The sequence below is a fragment of the Psychrobacter sp. CX16 genome, assembly GCF_057396245.1.
Map to the genome: position 1 here is coordinate 1 of NZ_JBXYJF010000021.1, position 17,440 is coordinate 17,440.

At 44.0% G+C, this 17,440-nt stretch carries 13 protein-coding genes and 2 tRNA genes; 7 read left to right on the plus strand and 8 right to left on the minus strand.

What is annotated here, in order from left to right; genetic code table 11:
- Positions 1–256: 256 nt before the first annotated feature.
- The 4 genes from AC2SLM_RS08665 to AC2SLM_RS08680 all read right to left on the minus strand — a co-directional run bounded on the left by AC2SLM_RS08665 (position 257) and on the right by AC2SLM_RS08680 (position 3,311).
- Positions 257–1,336: a hypothetical protein gene (locus AC2SLM_RS08665; RefSeq protein WP_486553258.1), complete on the minus strand. Its 1,080-nt coding sequence runs from the start codon at positions 1,334–1,336 to the stop codon at positions 257–259.
- A 548-nt stretch (positions 1,337–1,884) separates the two neighbouring features.
- A tRNA-Glu gene (locus tag AC2SLM_RS08670) sits at positions 1,885–1,960 on the minus strand.
- A 130-nt stretch (positions 1,961–2,090) separates the two neighbouring features.
- Positions 2,091–2,166: transfer RNA gene (locus AC2SLM_RS08675), tRNA-Ala, on the minus strand.
- A gap of 257 nt (positions 2,167–2,423) precedes the next feature.
- Complete coding sequence (locus AC2SLM_RS08680) at positions 2,424–3,311, minus strand: pirin family protein (protein ID WP_486553260.1); 888 nt, start codon at positions 3,309–3,311, stop codon at positions 2,424–2,426.
- 211 nt (positions 3,312–3,522) lie between these two features.
- Here AC2SLM_RS08680 and AC2SLM_RS08685 point away from each other — a divergent pair, with 211 nt between their 5' ends.
- On the plus strand, positions 3,523–4,023 hold the full coding sequence (locus tag AC2SLM_RS08685; protein ID WP_486553262.1) for a M48 metallopeptidase family protein: 501 nt from the start codon (positions 3,523–3,525) through the stop codon (positions 4,021–4,023).
- A gap of 486 nt (positions 4,024–4,509) precedes the next feature.
- Here the strand turns inward: AC2SLM_RS08685 and AC2SLM_RS08690 are convergent, their stop codons facing one another.
- From AC2SLM_RS08690 to gltX, 4 genes are all read right to left on the minus strand, one after another.
- A complete protein-coding gene (locus tag AC2SLM_RS08690) occupies positions 4,510–5,064 on the minus strand; it encodes a YbhB/YbcL family Raf kinase inhibitor-like protein (RefSeq protein ID WP_486540027.1) in 555 nt (184 codons plus the stop codon).
- 138 nt (positions 5,065–5,202) lie between these two features.
- A complete protein-coding gene (locus AC2SLM_RS08695) occupies positions 5,203–6,036 on the minus strand; it encodes a helix-turn-helix transcriptional regulator (RefSeq protein WP_486553263.1) in 834 nt (277 codons plus the stop codon).
- 60 nt (positions 6,037–6,096) lie between these two features.
- Positions 6,097–6,918 (minus strand): KilA-N domain-containing protein, encoded by an 822-nt coding sequence (locus AC2SLM_RS08700; RefSeq protein ID WP_486553264.1) that lies wholly within the window; start codon positions 6,916–6,918, stop codon positions 6,097–6,099.
- A 58-nt stretch (positions 6,919–6,976) separates the two neighbouring features.
- Positions 6,977–8,500 (minus strand): glutamate--tRNA ligase, encoded by a 1,524-nt coding sequence (gene gltX, locus AC2SLM_RS08705; protein WP_486553266.1) that lies wholly within the window; start codon positions 8,498–8,500, stop codon positions 6,977–6,979.
- A 367-nt stretch (positions 8,501–8,867) separates the two neighbouring features.
- Between gltX and rsmH the strand changes: the two genes are divergently transcribed.
- The 6 genes from rsmH to mraY all read left to right on the plus strand — a co-directional run bounded on the left by rsmH (position 8,868) and on the right by mraY (position 17,433).
- Entirely contained in the window at positions 8,868–9,908 is a 1,041-nt protein-coding gene (rsmH, locus tag AC2SLM_RS08710; protein ID WP_486553268.1) for a 16S rRNA (cytosine(1402)-N(4))-methyltransferase RsmH, read from the plus strand.
- Between the two features lie 106 nt (positions 9,909–10,014).
- Positions 10,015–10,602, plus strand: coding sequence for a cell division protein FtsL (gene ftsL, locus AC2SLM_RS08715; RefSeq protein WP_486553270.1), 588 nt, complete (start codon positions 10,015–10,017; stop codon positions 10,600–10,602).
- Entirely contained in the window at positions 10,595–12,709 is a 2,115-nt protein-coding gene (locus AC2SLM_RS08720; protein WP_486553272.1) for a peptidoglycan D,D-transpeptidase FtsI family protein, read from the plus strand. The genes ftsL and AC2SLM_RS08720 overlap by 8 nt, the downstream gene beginning before the upstream one ends.
- Positions 12,710–12,718: 9 nt before the next feature.
- Positions 12,719–14,479 carry a UDP-N-acetylmuramoyl-L-alanyl-D-glutamate--2,6-diaminopimelate ligase gene (locus AC2SLM_RS08725; protein ID WP_486553274.1) on the plus strand — a complete coding sequence of 587 codons (1,761 nt, stop codon included), beginning with the start codon at positions 12,719–12,721 and terminating at the stop codon, positions 14,477–14,479.
- 76 nt (positions 14,480–14,555) lie between these two features.
- A complete protein-coding gene (locus tag AC2SLM_RS08730) occupies positions 14,556–16,085 on the plus strand; it encodes a UDP-N-acetylmuramoyl-tripeptide--D-alanyl-D-alanine ligase (RefSeq protein WP_486553276.1) in 1,530 nt (509 codons plus the stop codon).
- A 226-nt stretch (positions 16,086–16,311) separates the two neighbouring features.
- A complete protein-coding gene (mraY, locus tag AC2SLM_RS08735; RefSeq protein WP_486553278.1) occupies positions 16,312–17,433 on the plus strand; it encodes a phospho-N-acetylmuramoyl-pentapeptide-transferase in 1,122 nt (373 codons plus the stop codon).
- Positions 17,434–17,440: the final 7 nt, after the last annotated feature.

Consider the following 17,440-nt stretch of genomic DNA (forward strand, 5'->3'; position numbering starts at 1 on the left):
TCTACTTGCTCTACAATAGCTAATTTAAAGCCGAGTGTGTAATCTTTCTGTGTTCGTTTAACCCTTGATCTTTCTGCTTTGTCCATTTATAAGCTTCCTTTTCGTAAACTTATTTTAGGACGGGACATAGCCATAAAAAAAGCACCCTGACAATCAGGGTGCTTTTTTTTATATGGATAATTATATGATAGGAGCAAATTGCATTTAAACCAATAACACTAAAAAAGATAATATTGATTTAAAGTAATCGTCTCAATTAACGTACATTGTCACCCATTCTAACGATTGGTTTGTCTAAGCGGTAGTTAGCAGCGGCACTTCTTGCACCCATAGTACTGGCAAGGAAAGTAAGTAGCGCACTAATCAACCAGAATAACCCTGAATATAAGGCAGTTTTGCGTGCCACATCTTCAGCAGTATCTAATGCTTGATCCACTTTTTGCATACCTTGGTCAGCTTTTTGTTGGGCAGTAGCAACCATTTGCTCAGTTTCAGTTTTGTACTCATTGTAAGAGGCAACAACTTCGTTACGAACTTCTTGAGCTTCAGCTTCACTGAGACCTTCAGCTTGTAAACGCGTGATAATTTCATCGCTAGTTAGCGTTTGTTCGATATCAGCCAAACGGTTTTTAGCGATTTCATCAATGTTTTTCCAAGTATCGAGGCTGGTGAAGTCAAGATCTTGTACTTCTGCTTTTTGCTCATTAACCATCTCTTCAACCACATCAGTGGTCGCAGTGATTTGTTCTTGGTCTAGACCTTGGGTGTTTTTAGCAACCCAGCTTTCGATATCACTACGGCTGATATCACCGGTTACTTTGTTATAGATATCTTTAGCTTCTTGTTGCATATTTACATCTGACTGCTCTACCGCTGTACCAACCGCACCAGAAGTGGCAGATGCAACGCCACCAGCAGCTGAGGCTGCAGTGCTCGCTACCGTGCTAACTGTACTGCCTACAGCACTAGTCGCTGACGATAAAATACTTGTAGCGCCATTAATAGCCATCAATGTGGTTAGCGCAACCATTGCTGCTGCTGTTAATAGACCAGTTAAAGTGGCATCTTTAGGATCAATTTCAGTACCATCACCGAAAAGGGTTTCAGGTGCTGAATATTTCACAGCAAAGTAGCCTGCGACATAAGCACTAACTAAAGCGGTAATAGCAGCATAAATACCAGCGGCTATGCTGGTACCTTGAAGACTAAAAGGTAGGAAAGAGCTTAGAACTAGAGCTAGTGCAATCATGGCCATAACCACGATCAAACCCATCAAAAGCCCTGCTATTACGCCGCGCCAAGATGGGCGACGCTGTGGTGTATAAGATGGCATCATATTGTTATCCTCATAAAAAGTATTATTTCAAAGCCAAAATTGTCAGGTGCCGACTTTGAAAATAGAGTGTAATTATTTTATTTGGTCAATGACTAAACGTTTGACTTAGTTTTTGTTTAGCTTTGATTTTTGAATACTATCACAGCCAAACTTTAAAAAGATTAAGTTTGGTAAGGTTTTGACACGAAATGTATACTTGTACCTATAAGGGTGTGTACTGTGTGTACTTGTGTAACGTTAAATAAAGAGAGTAGCGGTTATGTGAAATAGTAAATAGGCGTTACTTTAAACAAGGTTATTTTTTATCAAATGGCTATTAAACCCTCAGATTATTAAAATCACAGTTTAAGTCACCGCTTGTCTCTTAAAGTAAGAGGGTTAACAGGGAATATAGAGTTTTGAGACAGTTGACAGAGAGTAAAGAGATGAAAACAGTAATAACTAAATAGCAAGTCATAAAAAAACCTCCAATCATTGATTGGAGGTTTAGTTGCTTATCTTCTAATGCTGTTGATTAAAACAGTCTATTAAAGACAAGCTCGAATAGGTGGTATCCCGTAGGGGATTCGAACCCCTGTTACCGCCGTGAAAGGGCGGGGTCCTAGGCCTCTAGACGAACGGGACACAAAATCATGTAAACATGAAGTAGTTTTACAACGTAAGGTGCTATGAATAGCGTTGCCTAGGTGCTTACGTTGGTGCCGCTGACGGTCATTATATATAAAATATGATGATTATCAACTATTCTTAGTATTGGTGGAGCTAAACGGAGTCGAACCGTTGACCCCTTGCATGCCATGCAAGTGCTCTACCAACTGAGCTATAGCCCCTTGCTAAGAGTGGGCGTATTTTAGGCGAGGATAGTGATTCTGTCAATACCTTTTTTCGAAAAAAGAGTAATTAATTTAAAATACTTGTTCTTATACCTGCTAAGACCTTGTTTTAAATATATTTAGTAGTAGATTTTTATTGAATTAAAATCGCTTAACATACCCCATAAAAATAAGGTCGCCAAATTGGCGACCTTATCGGTACTGCAGTAAGTCAATACGGGGTGACTTACTGTACGCTAAGACGTCGGTGTCGGTTACGCACCTTCACCAAAACGCCCCTCTTGGAAGTCGGTTACTGCTTTGATGATCTCTTGCTGTGAGTTCATCACAAATGGGCCATATTGAACGATAGGCTCATTTAATGGACGACCGGTAACAAGGATTACTTTGGTCTCTTCATCAGCAGCGTTTTCAATCACGATACCATCAGAGTGGGCATCATTTTTTAGAATCGCCATGTTTTTAACCGGTACTTCTTGATCCGCAATGCTTGCATGGCCACGATAGACGAAGGCAAATGCATTATGGTTTGCCGGTATCTCGTGGCTAAAGCTTGCGCCTGCTGGCAAATGAATGTCAAGATAGGTAGGTTCAGTCACTTCACGAGTCACTGCCCCTTCAACCCCATTTGATTCACCAGCGATAACGGTTACTTTGGTACCATTCTCGGTTTCAAATTTAGGCAGATCTGCGTCTTGAAAGTCTTTATACCAAGGGTCATTCATTTTGTCCTTGGCTGGTAGGTTTAGCCATAATTGGAAACCTTCCATTTCGCCATCTTCTTGCTCAGGTAACTCTGAGTGAATGACACCACTGGCTGCGGTCATCCATTGTACGCCGCCGTTTTCTAATAAGCCTTCGTTGCCGGCGCTGTCTTTGTGACGCATACGGCCAGTAATCATATAGGTAATCGTCTCAAAACCACGGTGTGGGTGATTTGGGAAACCTGCGATATAATCGTCTGGGTTATCGCTTTTGAAGTTATCGAGCATTAGATAAGGATCAAGACGTTTTTGTAATTGCTGAGTTAGCACACGGGTTAATTTAACACCCGCACCATCTTGGGTATCGACACCCGCATATAAGTGTTCAACTTGGCGAGGTTGAGTAATAGTGACATTATTTTGAATTTTATTAGTCATAACCTTCTCCGAATGTTTCGTTATGCTCTATATATGGTGCTAATAGTACGCCCTTCAAGGGATTAGAGTGTTATTAGTGTGTTACTGATTAGGTAAGTATTGTTAACTAAATTTAATTATTTGCACATATAGATTTAGTTTTACTTTTTAATAAATTTTGAGATATCTTAATAAATCGTTGATTTACAGCTTTTTAAAATAGGACATGACTGTGACCGCTTTAAAATATATCGCGCCTTATCCCGCTCATATACAAGACCAAGTTAAACAGCTTGTTGAGCAAAATAAGCTTGGCGCGTACCTACAACAAAAATATCCGGATACCCACCAGATTCAAAATAACAAAGCGCTATATCAGTATGTGACTGAGATTAAAAATCAAAACATGCGTAAAGTAGGGCAGCTGTCACAAGTGAGTTATAACAGCAAGCTGAGTGTGCTCAAAAATGCGCTTGGCATTCATACCCATCAATCGCGGGTACAGGGGAGTAAGCTTAAGGCACATAACAGTATTACTGTGGCCAGTCTATTTAGAGAGGCTCCGCCAGAGTTTCTACGGATGATTGTGGTGCATGAGTTGGCACACTTTAAGGAAAGCGATCACAATAAAGCCTTTTATCAACTGTGTTGTCATATGCAGCCTGATTATCATCAGGTTGACCTAGACACTAGACTTTGGCTATTGTGGCGGGATTTGGAGAGTAAGAAGTGAAGGATAGTATAAGCTAATAGGAGAGTTACCATGAAATATGTATATCGAATTCTGAGCACGTTAGTAGGCATTGGCATCGCCATATTGATGACTCGTATGTTTAATATCCCAACTCAGTGGCAACTAGTGGTATGGCTAATAATGATAGTTATAAGCAATTATATCGCAGAGCAGATTTATAAGAAAAGTGTTGGGTAGGCTGTGGGTAAAATATAGTCAAAAAAGATTGTAGTTTTACCTTACGGTAGGCAAGTAATATTAATCAATACAAATAACCTGTTTAGAATAATTAGACAATAAAAAACGCAGGTTCTACCTGCGTAAAACTTGCGTTATTTTTGAGTCAATTAGAAGCAGCAGGTTTAAAATATTTCTGAAGCTAGCTATAGTAGGAGGTTGCTTATAAACTGGGCTGAAAAGACAGGCTATCCCCTAATGATAAACCCTTTCCTACGTGTTTAAGTGGCGAGCTAACTTGATATGACTCTAGCGCATATAATGTGCTGTCACCGACGTACTACCGATTTGATGCTGGCGAATCATGAAGCCTGCAACGGCTGGACTGACGTCCGCTGGAAGCTCGATACTGGCAACATCCAAGGCATGAATGGTTAACGCATAACGATGTGGATTATCACCCGCAGGCGGACACGCTCCACCAAACCCTTTTATGCCATAATCATTGCGGACTTGCGAAGCACCCACTGGCAAATTCTTATTGCTCAGATTGCCTGCATCAAGATTTAAATGAGTCACATGGTTTGGGATATTGAGCACCGTCCAATGCCAAAACCCTGACCCTGTTGGCGCATCGGGATCATATAAACTCACTGCAAAGCTTTTGGTATCTTCTGGAGCATTGTGCCAATAAAGGGCAGGGGATAAGTTGCCACCGTCACACCCAAACCCGTTAAACACTTGGTTGTCGGTGAGTTTTTTGCCTTGGATAAAGCTTTCACTATTTACGGTAAACGTTTCAGCAAAACTGGGTTGCATGGCGACCGTAGATAACATTAACGCACATAAAACTTTGGTCTTCATAGGTTAAGTCCTTAAAAAATAAATAGGGTCAGTATTGACTACTGACCCTATGTATTCTATAGGAGCTCACTTCAGTTCATTCGCCATATTGCCTCAATGTTTATGCCCAACGCATCAATTTAAAAATATTAGCAACCTTTAACAAATAGCAGAGGGCAATGCATCAAAATATTTATAAAACGCCTGACTAAATCGGCTATGTGATTGATAGCCACACGCATAAGCGACTTCTCCAACTGATAGCTGGTTTTGTAACAGTAAACTCATGGCTTGTTCTAGACGCAAAGTACGTATTAATTGACTAAAATTAGTGCCTTCTGCTTTAAGCTTACGGTCTAGTGTGCTTTCACTTATATTGAGCGTTTTACTCACTTCACTTTTTTTCCACGTCTTATGCAACTGGCTACCAACAAGTCGAAAAACCTTATCGCTCATGGTCATAGTGCTACCGACCTTAAATTGATAGCCTAAACTTGCAAGCAGTAAGCATAGCTCATCTAAACGATGCCGATAAATCAGCGAATCTATAGCCCCATCCGCTCTATTAAACGTTTCAATACTAGTTACGGTACGCTTAAAGGTTTCACTAAGCACTGCTTTGGCTTTTATGTCTATATCTGTAGTCACAGAGGTGATTGCTAAAGTATCAGGCTTGTAAGGCATGGTTTTAATAGCTGATAAATCATGTTGATAACGAGTAGTAAAGGACTCAAGATAGTCAGCAGATAAGTCGATTACGGTTGCTTGATACGGCGCACCTGCTGGAGGCTCGTTGATGATATCTACCGTGCTACCTTGGTGTAGCATTAGTAAGCTATGAGTGTTAAAAGTCAAACGGCTTGACTCATTTTGTAACAAATACTTGGTACCAGAGGTGATTAAGCACAGCATATTATCGCGTAGGGTCAGCTCACGCACCCGAACTTCGTTGCGAGATTTTAGGTGTAATACGGCTGGGGGTGGATTTAGCATAGGGATACTTATTAAACATTGATAAAGTAGTAGGTATTGGAGGCATACTACTATGATTTCTTAACCATCCAACCTTTTTATAGTAGGACTATCCTCAAGAGTGGCTCGCATCTGCTCAGCCTGTTGCTTTAATATCTTATAGTGCTCGCTCATAACAATACCTTGCTGAATTAAAGTCGAGTTGAGCATCTCCATATTGGCAATGATGGCGTTATCTAAATGAGAGGCATAATCACGCTGATTTCCCGTTTTATCAGGATTCTCTTTTTTCCATGTAGCAGCCGTTTGCCCATAAACAATAACGTTTAGCATATCCGCTTCAGAAGTATAATGCTTCCAATGCTCTTTCTCGTTAATGCCAAGTAATAGGTTTTGCTGAATGGCATCAGTATGCAATCGATAATTAATCTTCGCCAACTCTCGGTTTGCTTGCCACTCAACAGACTGACGTCCTGCTTCCTCTTCTTTTAGGCGTTGAAACTCTTTAATTAAGTATAGTTTGAACTCGGGGCTTAGCCATGCACCAAATTCAAAAGCGATATCTCTATGAGCGTACGTGCCACCGTAACGTCCCGCTTTAGACTTAATGCCAATAGCATTGGTCTTCTCGACCCAACGCTTACCTGACAAAGAAAAACGGTTTAGCCCAGCTTGATTTTTAATTCCCTCGAATTCGGGGGAATTAAAATTAGGGTTATTAATACGCTCCCAAGTGCCTAAAAACTCAATCGTATTTTTATTCCTAAGCCATGCCTCTATTAATGATAAGCCACCTTCAAACCCTTTAACCATATCTGTTAGGCTTAAAAAATCCTCTTCCTCAATCCGTGAGACAGTGATAGGGATGTCGTTAACCGTTATTTTTCTATTATGCTTACTCACAGACTTACTCCTTTAAGACGAAAGATTTACCATTAAAATGACAGTGCTAGCTCAAAATCTACCCCTCAACATCCACCAAAAAATCTGGCATATCTTGAGCCGTTTTCTCAAGCTTTTTGAGTTTCTTTTTGCCCAGACCACCCAGTACTTCAACCGCATGACGTAGGCGCGCCATGGTCATATCAGCGCCAATCACAAATATAGAGTTCATCACAGGCGTGGATGAGGTACTACCAGCGATAGCGATAAAGAATGGCGCCATCATATCGCGCAGTTTGATATCTAGCGCAGCGCTCAAGCCTTTAAGCGTCTTAAAGATATTGTCTTCTGTCCACTCTGGCAACGTCTCAAGCTTCCACGTTGCGATTTGCAAGATTTCGATAATTTGCTCAGGCGTTAGCGTTTTATGCTCGAAATCTTCGGCTTTAATCTCTGGTAGGTTCTGGAAGTAGAAGCCGCCCCAGTTTACCGCATCCGATAGCAGGTGAATACGTGGCTGAATCGCTGCCGCAATGGCGGTTAATTTATCTGAATCACTGGCCCATACTAGGATTTTATCTCGAAGCTCTTCAGGTGATAAAGCACGTAGCCATTCACCGTTTAACCAGTTCAATTTTTCCACATCAAAGATAGGGCCACCAAGCGATACACGAGTGATGTCAAAGCTGTCAATCATCTCATCTAAGGTGAAGATTTCTTTATCATCAGGCATTGAATAACCCATACGGCCCAGATAGTTCAGTAGTGCTTCTGGCAACACGCCCGCATCACGGTAGTAGGTGATAGAGGTTGGGTTTTTACGCTTAGACAGTTTTGATTTATCTGGGTTACGCAGCAATGGCATGTGGCACAGTACAGGCATCTCCCAACCAAAATAGTCATACAACAGCTGATGCTTCGGCGCTGAGTTTAGCCACTCTTCACCGCGAATCACGTGGGTAATTTCCATTAAATGGTCATCAACCACGTTGGCCAAATGATAAGTTGGCAGGCCGTCAGTTTTAAGCAGTACTTGCATGTCGACTTGTTCCCAAGGAATCTCGACTTCGCCGCGCAGCATATCTTGCACCTTACACACGCCCTCGCTAGGTACTTTCATGCGAATGACGAAGGGTTTGCCCTCAGCGGCTAATTTGTCTGATTCTTCACGTGGGAAGTCAGCATAACGCCCATCATAATGTGGGTTTTCGCCACGTGCAATTTGCTCTTTACGCATCTCATCAAGCTCTTCTGGGGTGCAGAAGCAGCGGAAGGCGTGACCTTTGTCTAATAATTCTTGGGCATGTTTTTTATAAATATCACTGCGCTCACTTTGACGGTATGGCGCGTGCGGACCACCATTGTCTGGACCTTCCGCCCAATCCAAACCAACCCAGCGCAGCGCATCAAGGATCATTTTTTCTGATTGATCGGTCGAGCGGCTTTGGTCAGTATCTTCGATACGTAGGATAAATTCGCCACCATTTGCTTTGGCAAATGCTAAGTTAAATAGAGCAATATACGCCGTGCCAACATGAGGGAAGCCGGTAGGTGAGGGGGCAATACGGGTACGAACAGGGCGATTAACAGAGGTCTGTGTCATGGTTATCTCTTAGGTTTGTGAAATTGAAGATAGTAAAATAGTCAGTAATAAAACAGTGTAAAAATAATAATGCAAAAGGGGTAGTAATATTTGACGGTTATTATAACAGGTTTGATTTGGTGCTTATAATGCGTAATGCTCTTGAGTGTCGTCGTCTTATATGGATGGTTGAAATGACCGTCTTAAACTGTCTCTTTAATAAGAGGGTCATACCGATTTTAAAGACCCATAAAAAAGAGGATGAAACTGGTCATACATTTTGTTTGGTTAACTTATCTTGCTTTTCTTGACAAGCGGCTATAGCTTGCGATAATGGAGGGGTTTAATCTACCTTTTTGCTGTTTATTTTTAAGGGATCAACTTTACTGTGACCGACGCCCAAAACCCCGCCTCAAAACCTTCTACTCAATCAAATCCACCTCAAGCCAAGACTGCTTCCTCAGAATTTAGTCATGAGACAGTGCTATTGTTTGAAACCGTGGCTGCGGTACTCGGTGAGAGGTCGCTGAGCGAAGATACGCCGAAGCACTCTGGCATCTATGTCGATGCGACATTTGGCCGTGGCGGGCACAGCAAATTACTGCTCAATTATCTAAGTGATGATGCGACGCTATTTGTGTTCGATAAAGACCCAGAAGCGATTGCAGTTGCTAATGATTTAGCCGCACAAGACAGCCGCGTGGTGGTGGTTCACGAAAGCTTCGCTGATATTACCAAATGCCTAAAGGCGCATGGTGTCACTCAAGTCGACGGTATTATGGCTGATTTGGGCGTATCGTCACCGCAGCTTGATGATGGCAGTCGCGGCTTTAGCTTTATGCGTGACGGCGCCATTGATATGCGTATGGATACCAGCCGCGGTCAGTCGGTTGGTGAATGGCTAGAGACGGTGGACGAGGAAACCTTGGCCAATGTGTTATATGACTTTGGAGAAGAGCGTCACAGCCGCCGTATTGCTCGCGCTATCAAGGGCATGGAGCAATACACCTCGACTCTAGAGCTGGCCGAAGTGATTAAACAGGCGCATCCAAAATGGCAGAAAGGCAAACATCCAGCAACCCAAAGCTTTCAGGCCATGCGTATATTTATTAATAATGAGCTTGGCGATATTGACAGCTTCTTAGAGCAAAGCTTGCCGTTACTGGCCTCTCATGGTCAGCTTGCCGTGATTAGCTTCCATTCATTAGAGGATCGCCGTATTAAGCAGTTCTTGCAGCGTCACAGTCGTGGTCAATATCCAGAAGATCAAAATCTGCCGATGCCACCACTGCGTCCGCGTTATTTTAGTAAGCCGCAGCGTATTGCACCAAGTAAGGCAGAAGTCGGTGGTAATAATCGTTCACGAAGTGCGTGGTTAAGAGTAGCCACACGCAGCGATACCCCATATAATACAGAGATGTCTTCATAACCCACTTGATTGACTAAAATGATGAGTCATCTGCTTATTGACTCACACCGTTATCTTCATTTTATTTTTATTCTACTTAAATTGAGTACAGCCGCTGTTTAAGTATATGCTTGTGCTTACTGCACGTCCAGAGAGTGGTATGATTAAGACAGCACAGTCCTCCCTAACAAATACAACTGCTCTTTCATTGAGTCATTCACAGCGCATAGGTCAACAAATCAGTCACTATATGGCAAATAAACAACCCCCTCGTCAGGATGAATTGGATTCGCACTCGCTAGCAATGGGCGATCTGCTCACAAAACGCTACGGCGGCATAAGCTTTTATGCGGTGTTGATGGCGCTGCTTGCCATCGCGATTATTTGGACCGCCATTCTAAATGCAGAACAGATACAGCAGTATCATGAAGACTATATGGCGCTGCAAAAGATGAAAGTAGAGCACCGTAATCTACAAATTGAGAATCAGCGTTTGGTGATTGAACAGCAGACCTTTAGTGCCACGCCGCAAATTGCGAATCGCGCGGTAACTCAATTGGGTATGTATTCTCCGACTACCAAAGATAAGCTGATTTTGCAGCCAATGTCTACCAAGCCGGGTGATCATCTAAACATCGACGAAGGCAGTCAGCCACAACAGCATACACAAGCTGGAGCGCAAGCCACGACCGAGCAAGGAGGCGTAGATGACTAAGAAGCCTTCTACCAAGAATACGGCGAGCAGTCGTAAGTCCACCGCTAAAAAGGGCGCTAACAAACCTTTACATGGCAAGGTGACTGAGCCATTAAACAAAAAAACGACCAAATCAACCAAGAAGTCGACCACAAAGCCATCAGCTGCCAAAAAGAGTGCAAACAAAAGCGCACTTAGTAAACTGACGTTCTGGAAAAAAGAAGACGACAATAATGGCGTCTATACCAGTGTTAAACAGCGCGGTGCATGGGGCTTTGGGCCAAAAGGCGGGGCGTTAACCCGTGGCGGCGTTGAAAACGATCTCATTCGCTTTAAGATTATGTGGGGGCTGGCGCTATTTTTATTGTTAGCGCTGGTGATTCGTGCCATTGATTTGCAAGTTGTTAACTCAAATGTCTATATTGAAAAAGGCAACGAGATTATCACCAGTGAGCGCACGCAGCGCGCGTACCGTGGCATGATTACCGACCGTAATAATCAGCCATTGGCAGTGAGTGCACCGCTATCAAGCGTCTCATTTAGCCCTTATGACTATGCACTGGCTTATTATGACCTACAAAAGCGTATTTTAAAAAATAGCGACAATCCAGAGGCCCGCGAGCGTCTGCTTAAAAAGTTAGACGACATGGATTTAACACGTCTGGCCTCTATCTCTGGCGTATCTCTTGAACGCTTGCAGCAAGCTGTAGCGATAGATAACAGCATCGATTTTGAAGATGAAGAGGCGGTTAAAGCCGCGTTGCCAAAAGGGGCTGGCTCGCATTATGTGCCATTATTAAATAAAGTTACCCCTGAGATTGCTGATGCAGTGATGCAGCTCGATTTTATTGGTGTGTATGAAAAACAAGAGTTCCGTCGTTATTACCCGCAGCCGCAGCCGAATGCGCAACTGCTTGGTTTTATGGGCTATAACGCCAATGATCCTAAGAGTAGTTATCAGGGACGTGCCGGTATTGAGCGTCAATATGAAGCGAAACTGGCTGGCGAAGATGGCAAGGTGCGCGTCTTAAAAGACCGTTATCAAAACAGCATCGAAGAGCTTGAGCAAATCAAACCGATTGTACCGGGCGAAGATGTGGCTTTATCGATTGATTCACGCTTGCAGTATTTGCTGTACAAAGAGCTTGAGCGGGTAGGGCGCGTGCAAGAAGCACGCTGGTCGACTGGTATGGTCGTTGATGTGCATACCGGTGAGGTATTGGCATTATCAACATGGCCATCATTTAACAACAATAATTTAAATGAAATGACCGGTAACAATCAGCGTAACCGTGCGGTGCTCGATGTGTTTGAGCCCGGTTCAGTAATGAAGCCATTTACGGTAGCGGCCGCATTAGAGTCGGGTAAATATACTGAGCGCTCGTTGATTAATACTAGTCCAGGTTCGATTCGCGTCAAAGGCTATACCATTCGTGACCATAATAACTTGGGCTCGATTACCATGGGTACCTTGATTCAAAAATCGAGTAACGTGGCCTCTACCAAGATTGCGCTGTCATTACCGCCTGATGCGATTACCAATATGCAAAAGAGCTTCGGCTTTGGTAAAAAAACCGCGTTGCAGCTCCCAGGTGAGCAAGCCGGTATTATCCCAACACCTAAAGAAAACGAAACCTCACGCCGTGCTACCGTCAGTTATGGTTATGGTCTACAGGTAACTTTAGCGCAAATCGCTCAAGCGTATTCAGCGCTTGGTGCAGGTGGTGTGCTGCATCCGCTCACGCTTATTAAGCAAGAAGAAAAAGTGCCAGGTCAGCGCATTATTAGTGAAGACAAGGCGATGGCAGTGGTTAAAATGATGGAAGCCGTGACTCAGCCAGGTGGTACAGCGACAGCGGCCGCCATTGATGGCTACCGTGTGGCAGGTAAAACAGGAACATCACGCCGTGTGAACCCAAATGGTGGCTATTATACTGATCAATATCGTACCGTGTTTGCAGGTATGGCGCCGGCATCTAACCCGCGTTTGGTCTCGGTTATTTTAGTCGAAGACCCTCGCAAAGCGCATTACGCTGGTATCGTGGCAGCACCTGTATTCCACAATGTGATGCAAGAAGCGCTGCGTCTGTATAATGTGCCACTAGACAAGCCGTTAAAATCAGAATAGGGCAATTAGATGACAGTACATAGCCAACACAACGACACTAACGCTGACGCAGAATCAACGGCATTGACTCTGCGTCAGCTGATAAGCACCACATCAAACGTGTTCTCTAATCAAACGCCTTTGCAGCAGCTGCAAGCAGAGGCGACTTCAAAGCAAACCGTACTAGATACCCCTTTTTCAGCATTCATTTTAGACAGTCGCCAATTATCCTCATCAGATGCCGCTCAACCAGCGGCTTTTGTGCTATTAAAAAGCCATACTCAGCCTATCCAAAATAGCCAAGCCTATGTCAAGACTGCCTCACAGCAAGCGGCTTTTATCTTAAGCGAAATCGATCCACAAGATTTAAAGTATGACGATAGTCTAGACAATGCCTGCCCTCTGCTATTTGTTCCCAACATTCGCGATATTCTAGGCACTTTAATTCAGTTAAGCCTTCTGCCCGTATCGACTTTATCAACCATTCAAAGCAGTAATGATCTATTGACTCAATTGCCGCATGTTGTTGCTGTGACAGGGACTAATGGTAAGACCACTATTAGCCAATTAATTGCTCAGCTATGCCAATTATCTAAGCTGCCAGAGCTGCAAAATAGTGCGGTGATGGGCACGGCCGGTAATGGTCGTTTAGATAACTTAATCCAAGCCAGCCATACCACAGGCGATGCGCTTGCGGTGCAGTCGTTTTTACATCAGATGGCCAACGAGGGTGTGGATTTACTGGCATTAGAGGCCAGCTCGCACGGACTTGATCAACAGCGTTTGCAAGGCGTACCGGTACAAGTGGCGGTGTACACCAACTTAAGCCGTGATCATCTGGATTATCATCCAGATATGCAAGATTACGCACGTGCCAAGGCCCGCCTATTTGATAACGTTTATTTTCCTCAATTGACCCATGCGATTATTAATATCGATGATGATTTTGCACCGCTTATGATTGAGACGGCCACTAAATCTGGTCTTCAGGTGTGGGTATATAGCTTAAATTCTGGGTTTAATACAGATGCTTTAAAAGAAAGGGTGGCTCAAATAGATACGATTGATGCGACGTTTATTGCCAAAAATATCAGCCCAAGCTTAGAGGGCGCGACTATTGATATTGAAATAGCAGGAGATAAGGTATCAGGCACTGAAAACTCATCTAGCATGCTAACGGTCAATAGCCCGCTGTTAGGTCGCTTTAACGTTGCTAACTTATTGGCGGCGATTGCTGCAGGTCTGGCATTGGGTATCGATGAGCAACTCATGCCGAAACTGGTTAGCCAGCTGCAAGGCGCAAGTGGGCGCATGCAGCGCGTGGAGTCAGCAAGTAGGGAGCACGGTGTGTTTATTGTTGACTATGCACACACTCCAGATGCGTTAACCCAAGTATTAACCAGTCTTAAACCGCATTGCAGTGGCGACTTATGGGCAGTATTTGGCTGCGGCGGTGACCGTGATAGAGGCAAGCGTCCGTTAATGGCACAAGCAGGCTTAAGCGTCGCCGATAAAGTAATTCTGACCTCAGATAATCCAAGGAGCGAAGACCCTGCGCTGATTTTAGAGGATATGGTCGAGGGCATGACTGACGAGCAGTATGCGAAAACCACCATCATTGCGGACAGACGTGAGGCGATAACCCATGCAGCTGAACACGCAGGAAGAGAAGATATTGTGGTCATTGCAGGTAAAGGTCATGAGACCTATCAAGAAATAAAGGGCGTGCGTTATGACTTCGATGATCGTTTAGTATTGCAAGAGGCGTTGATTAAAAAATATGAGCGTTAAAAGAGAAATAGTTAATTATCTCAGCCTGACACTGACTCTAAATAGCAGACGGTATCAATTTTAGGAACTATAAAAGATGGCAATAGCGGACACCCAAAGTGGCTTATACATTTGGCAGGCGGATAACTTAGCCGCCGCAACGCAGGCAGTTAACGGTCAATGGCATCACCTAACTGGTGGTAGTCAGATTCAAGCAACTCGTATCATTACCGACACGCGTAAAATTGAAGCGGGCGATATCTTCTTAGCCATTGTCGGTGACAAGTTTGATGGTCATCAGTTTGTAGAAGCTGCGGTAGAGAAGGGCGCAGTTGCGGCTATTGTCAGCACCGTTAACGGCAAGGTTAATGTGCCGCAATTACAAGTTGATGATACGCGCTTAGCGTTCGGTCACATTGCCGCCTATCGCCGTCAGCAGCACAGCGATTTAAAAGTGATAGCCATTACGGGCTCTAGTGGTAAGACCACAGTGAAAGAGATGCTACGCAGTATTTTTATCGCCGTAGAGTCTGAGACGAGTCAAAATGCAGCCAAGGCGGAAGGTCATTCCACACTGATTACCCGTGGTAATTTAAACAATGACTTTGGCGTACCCATGATGCTTCTAGAGTTAGAAAATCAGCATCAATACGCAGTACTTGAATTAGGTGCTAACCATGTCGGTGAGATTGAATATACCTCAGCGATGGTTAAGCCAGATGTGGCTTGTATCTTAAACATAGGTACTGCGCATTTGGGTGAGTTCGGTGGTCGAGATAACATTGCTAAGACCAAAGCAGAGATTTATCAGTCGTTAACAAAAGCAGGAACTGCCGTGGTGCCGGCAGATGATGATTATAGCAGCCAGCTAACTGCGACAGCACTGCAATATAGCAATAAGGTGCTACGCTTTGGTTGGCAGGCTGGCACGCCAAGCAAGGCAGATATTTATGCCACGGATGTGTATACTACGGCGTTACAAAGCCAGTTCATTTTACATTTGCCTACGGTTGGTTATAATGCGTCAGCCGATTTGGACGCAGTGTCGGTAGAGGTAACGCTGCCTATGGCCGGTCAGCACAATGTCAGCAATGCGTTAGCGGCAGCTGCTTGTGCTTATGCTTTGGGTGTTAGCCCGCAAGTTATTGCACAAGGTCTGGGACAAGCGCAGTCTAGCAAAGGCCGCTTAGGTCGTCAGACTTTGGGTCAACATCATATTATCGATGACACCTATAATGCCAATCCAAATTCAATGCGTGCGGCAGCGGATGTGCTTGCTGCTCAAGCGGGCACTAAGATTTTAGTGTTGGGTGATATTGGCGAGTTGGGCGATGCATCGATTGATGAGCATACCAAGCTAGGTGCTGCTATTGCTGATAAAGAGATTGACTTATTGCTGAGTGTGGGCGAATTTGCCCCACATACGATATCTGGCGCGACCAGTCAGGGTATGAAGTCTGCGTATGCTTTTGCAACCAAAGCTGAGCTGTTGGCCAAGCTTGGGGCTCTATTGGTAGAGAAGAGCGCACAAAATCAAATGTGCACTTTGCTGTTTAAAGGCTCGCGCAGTGCCACAATGGAAACCCTTATCGAGGATTTGACCAAACAAGCAGCGGCTTATCAATAACTATTGAGTCAGCCAATGATTGCTAACTTGATAACGTCGGCATGTTTTTTTTGGTATAAGTTTCTAGCCACGCTGTTTTAGAATGGTGTTTTTGCGATAGTTTTACGATTAATTGTAATGATTAAATGGTTGTCACTGTGCTGAGCATTATTAAGTGCCGCAAGCTGGCAGGTATTTGCCCTATATTGACCTACAAAATTTTAAGTAAATAAATGAGGAGTAAGCGGTGCTATATTGGTTATTTGACAGTGTGTTGAGTCAATTCTATTCACCGTTCTCGGCGGTTTCATCATTAACCTTGCGTGCATTATTGGCCGTTATTACTTCTCTCGCTTTTAGTATCATGTTGGGTCCTCGCACTATTGCTTATCTGCGTAGCGTCAAATATGACCAAGCGGTACGTGATGATGGTCCCAAAAGCCACTTAGCCAAAACCGGTACACCGACCATGGGCGGGGTGCTTATTTTGACCTCCATCGGTTTTGCTACCTTATGTTGGGCGAATTTAACCAACCCGTACATCTGGATTTTGATGGTGGTCATGGTTATATTTGGCGGTGTGGGCTGGGCCGATGACTGGCTGAAAATCAAGTATAAAAACCCTAAAGGTTTGATTGCTCGAAAAAAGTATTTTTGGTTATCACTGGGTGCGCTGTTTGTGGGTGGTTCGCTTTATTATATCGCTTCGCAGCAGCCAGACATTGCCACTACACGCGCTATGCAAGATTTGCTATTACCGGTCTTTAAAGACTGGATTATTCCTTTCTCCGCTGCCCCTCTTGGTCTTGCCTTTATTATCTTTACCTATTTTGTGATTAATGGTTCATCGAATGCGGTGAACTTGACCGATGGTTTAGACGGCTTGGCTATTTTGCCAGTGGTGTTTGTGGCAGCTGGGCTCGGTGCCTTTGCTTATGTCTCTGGGGATGTACGTTTCGCTGAATATTTGCATGTGCCTTATATCTCTTATAACTCTGAGGTGACTATTGTCTGTGCAGCAATGATTGGTTCTGGTTTGGGCTTTTTGTGGTACAACGCACATCCGGCACAAGTGTTTATGGGCGATGTGGGCGCATTGGCCTTGGGCGCTATGCTCGGTACAATCGCCGTGATGACCCGCCAAGAAATTGCATTTGCGATTATGGGCGGTTTGTTTGTGGCAGAAGCGGTATCAGTAATGCTACAGGTCGGTTCATACAAGCTGCGTAAAAAGCGTATTTTCTTAATGGCACCGCTACATCACCATTTCGAGGAGCTTGGCTGGAAAGAGACTCAAGTGGTAGTGCGTTTCTGGATTATTGCTATCTTGTTAGTGGTATTAGGCTTGATGACATTGAAACTAAGATAAACAAAGT

Coding starts and splice junctions, on each gene's coding strand:
- AC2SLM_RS08665 (WP_486553258.1), bottom strand. CDS start 1,336: ATGATGCCATCTTATACACCACAGCGTCGCCCATCTTGGCGCGGCGTA.
- AC2SLM_RS08680 (WP_486553260.1), bottom strand. CDS start 3,311: ATGACTAATAAAATTCAAAATAATGTCACTATTACTCAACCTCGCCAA.
- AC2SLM_RS08690 (WP_486540027.1), bottom strand. CDS start 5,064: ATGAAGACCAAAGTTTTATGTGCGTTAATGTTATCTACGGTCGCCATG.
- AC2SLM_RS08695 (WP_486553263.1), bottom strand. CDS start 6,036: ATGCTAAATCCACCCCCAGCCGTATTACACCTAAAATCTCGCAACGAA.
- gltX (WP_486553266.1), bottom strand. CDS start 8,500: ATGACACAGACCTCTGTTAATCGCCCTGTTCGTACCCGTATTGCCCCC.
- ftsL (WP_486553270.1), top strand. CDS start 10,015: ATGCTTGTGCTTACTGCACGTCCAGAGAGTGGTATGATTAAGACAGCA.
- AC2SLM_RS08720 (WP_486553272.1), top strand. CDS start 10,595: ATGACTAAGAAGCCTTCTACCAAGAATACGGCGAGCAGTCGTAAGTCC.
- AC2SLM_RS08725 (WP_486553274.1), top strand. CDS start 12,719: ATGACAGTACATAGCCAACACAACGACACTAACGCTGACGCAGAATCA.
- AC2SLM_RS08730 (WP_486553276.1), top strand. CDS start 14,556: ATGGCAATAGCGGACACCCAAAGTGGCTTATACATTTGGCAGGCGGAT.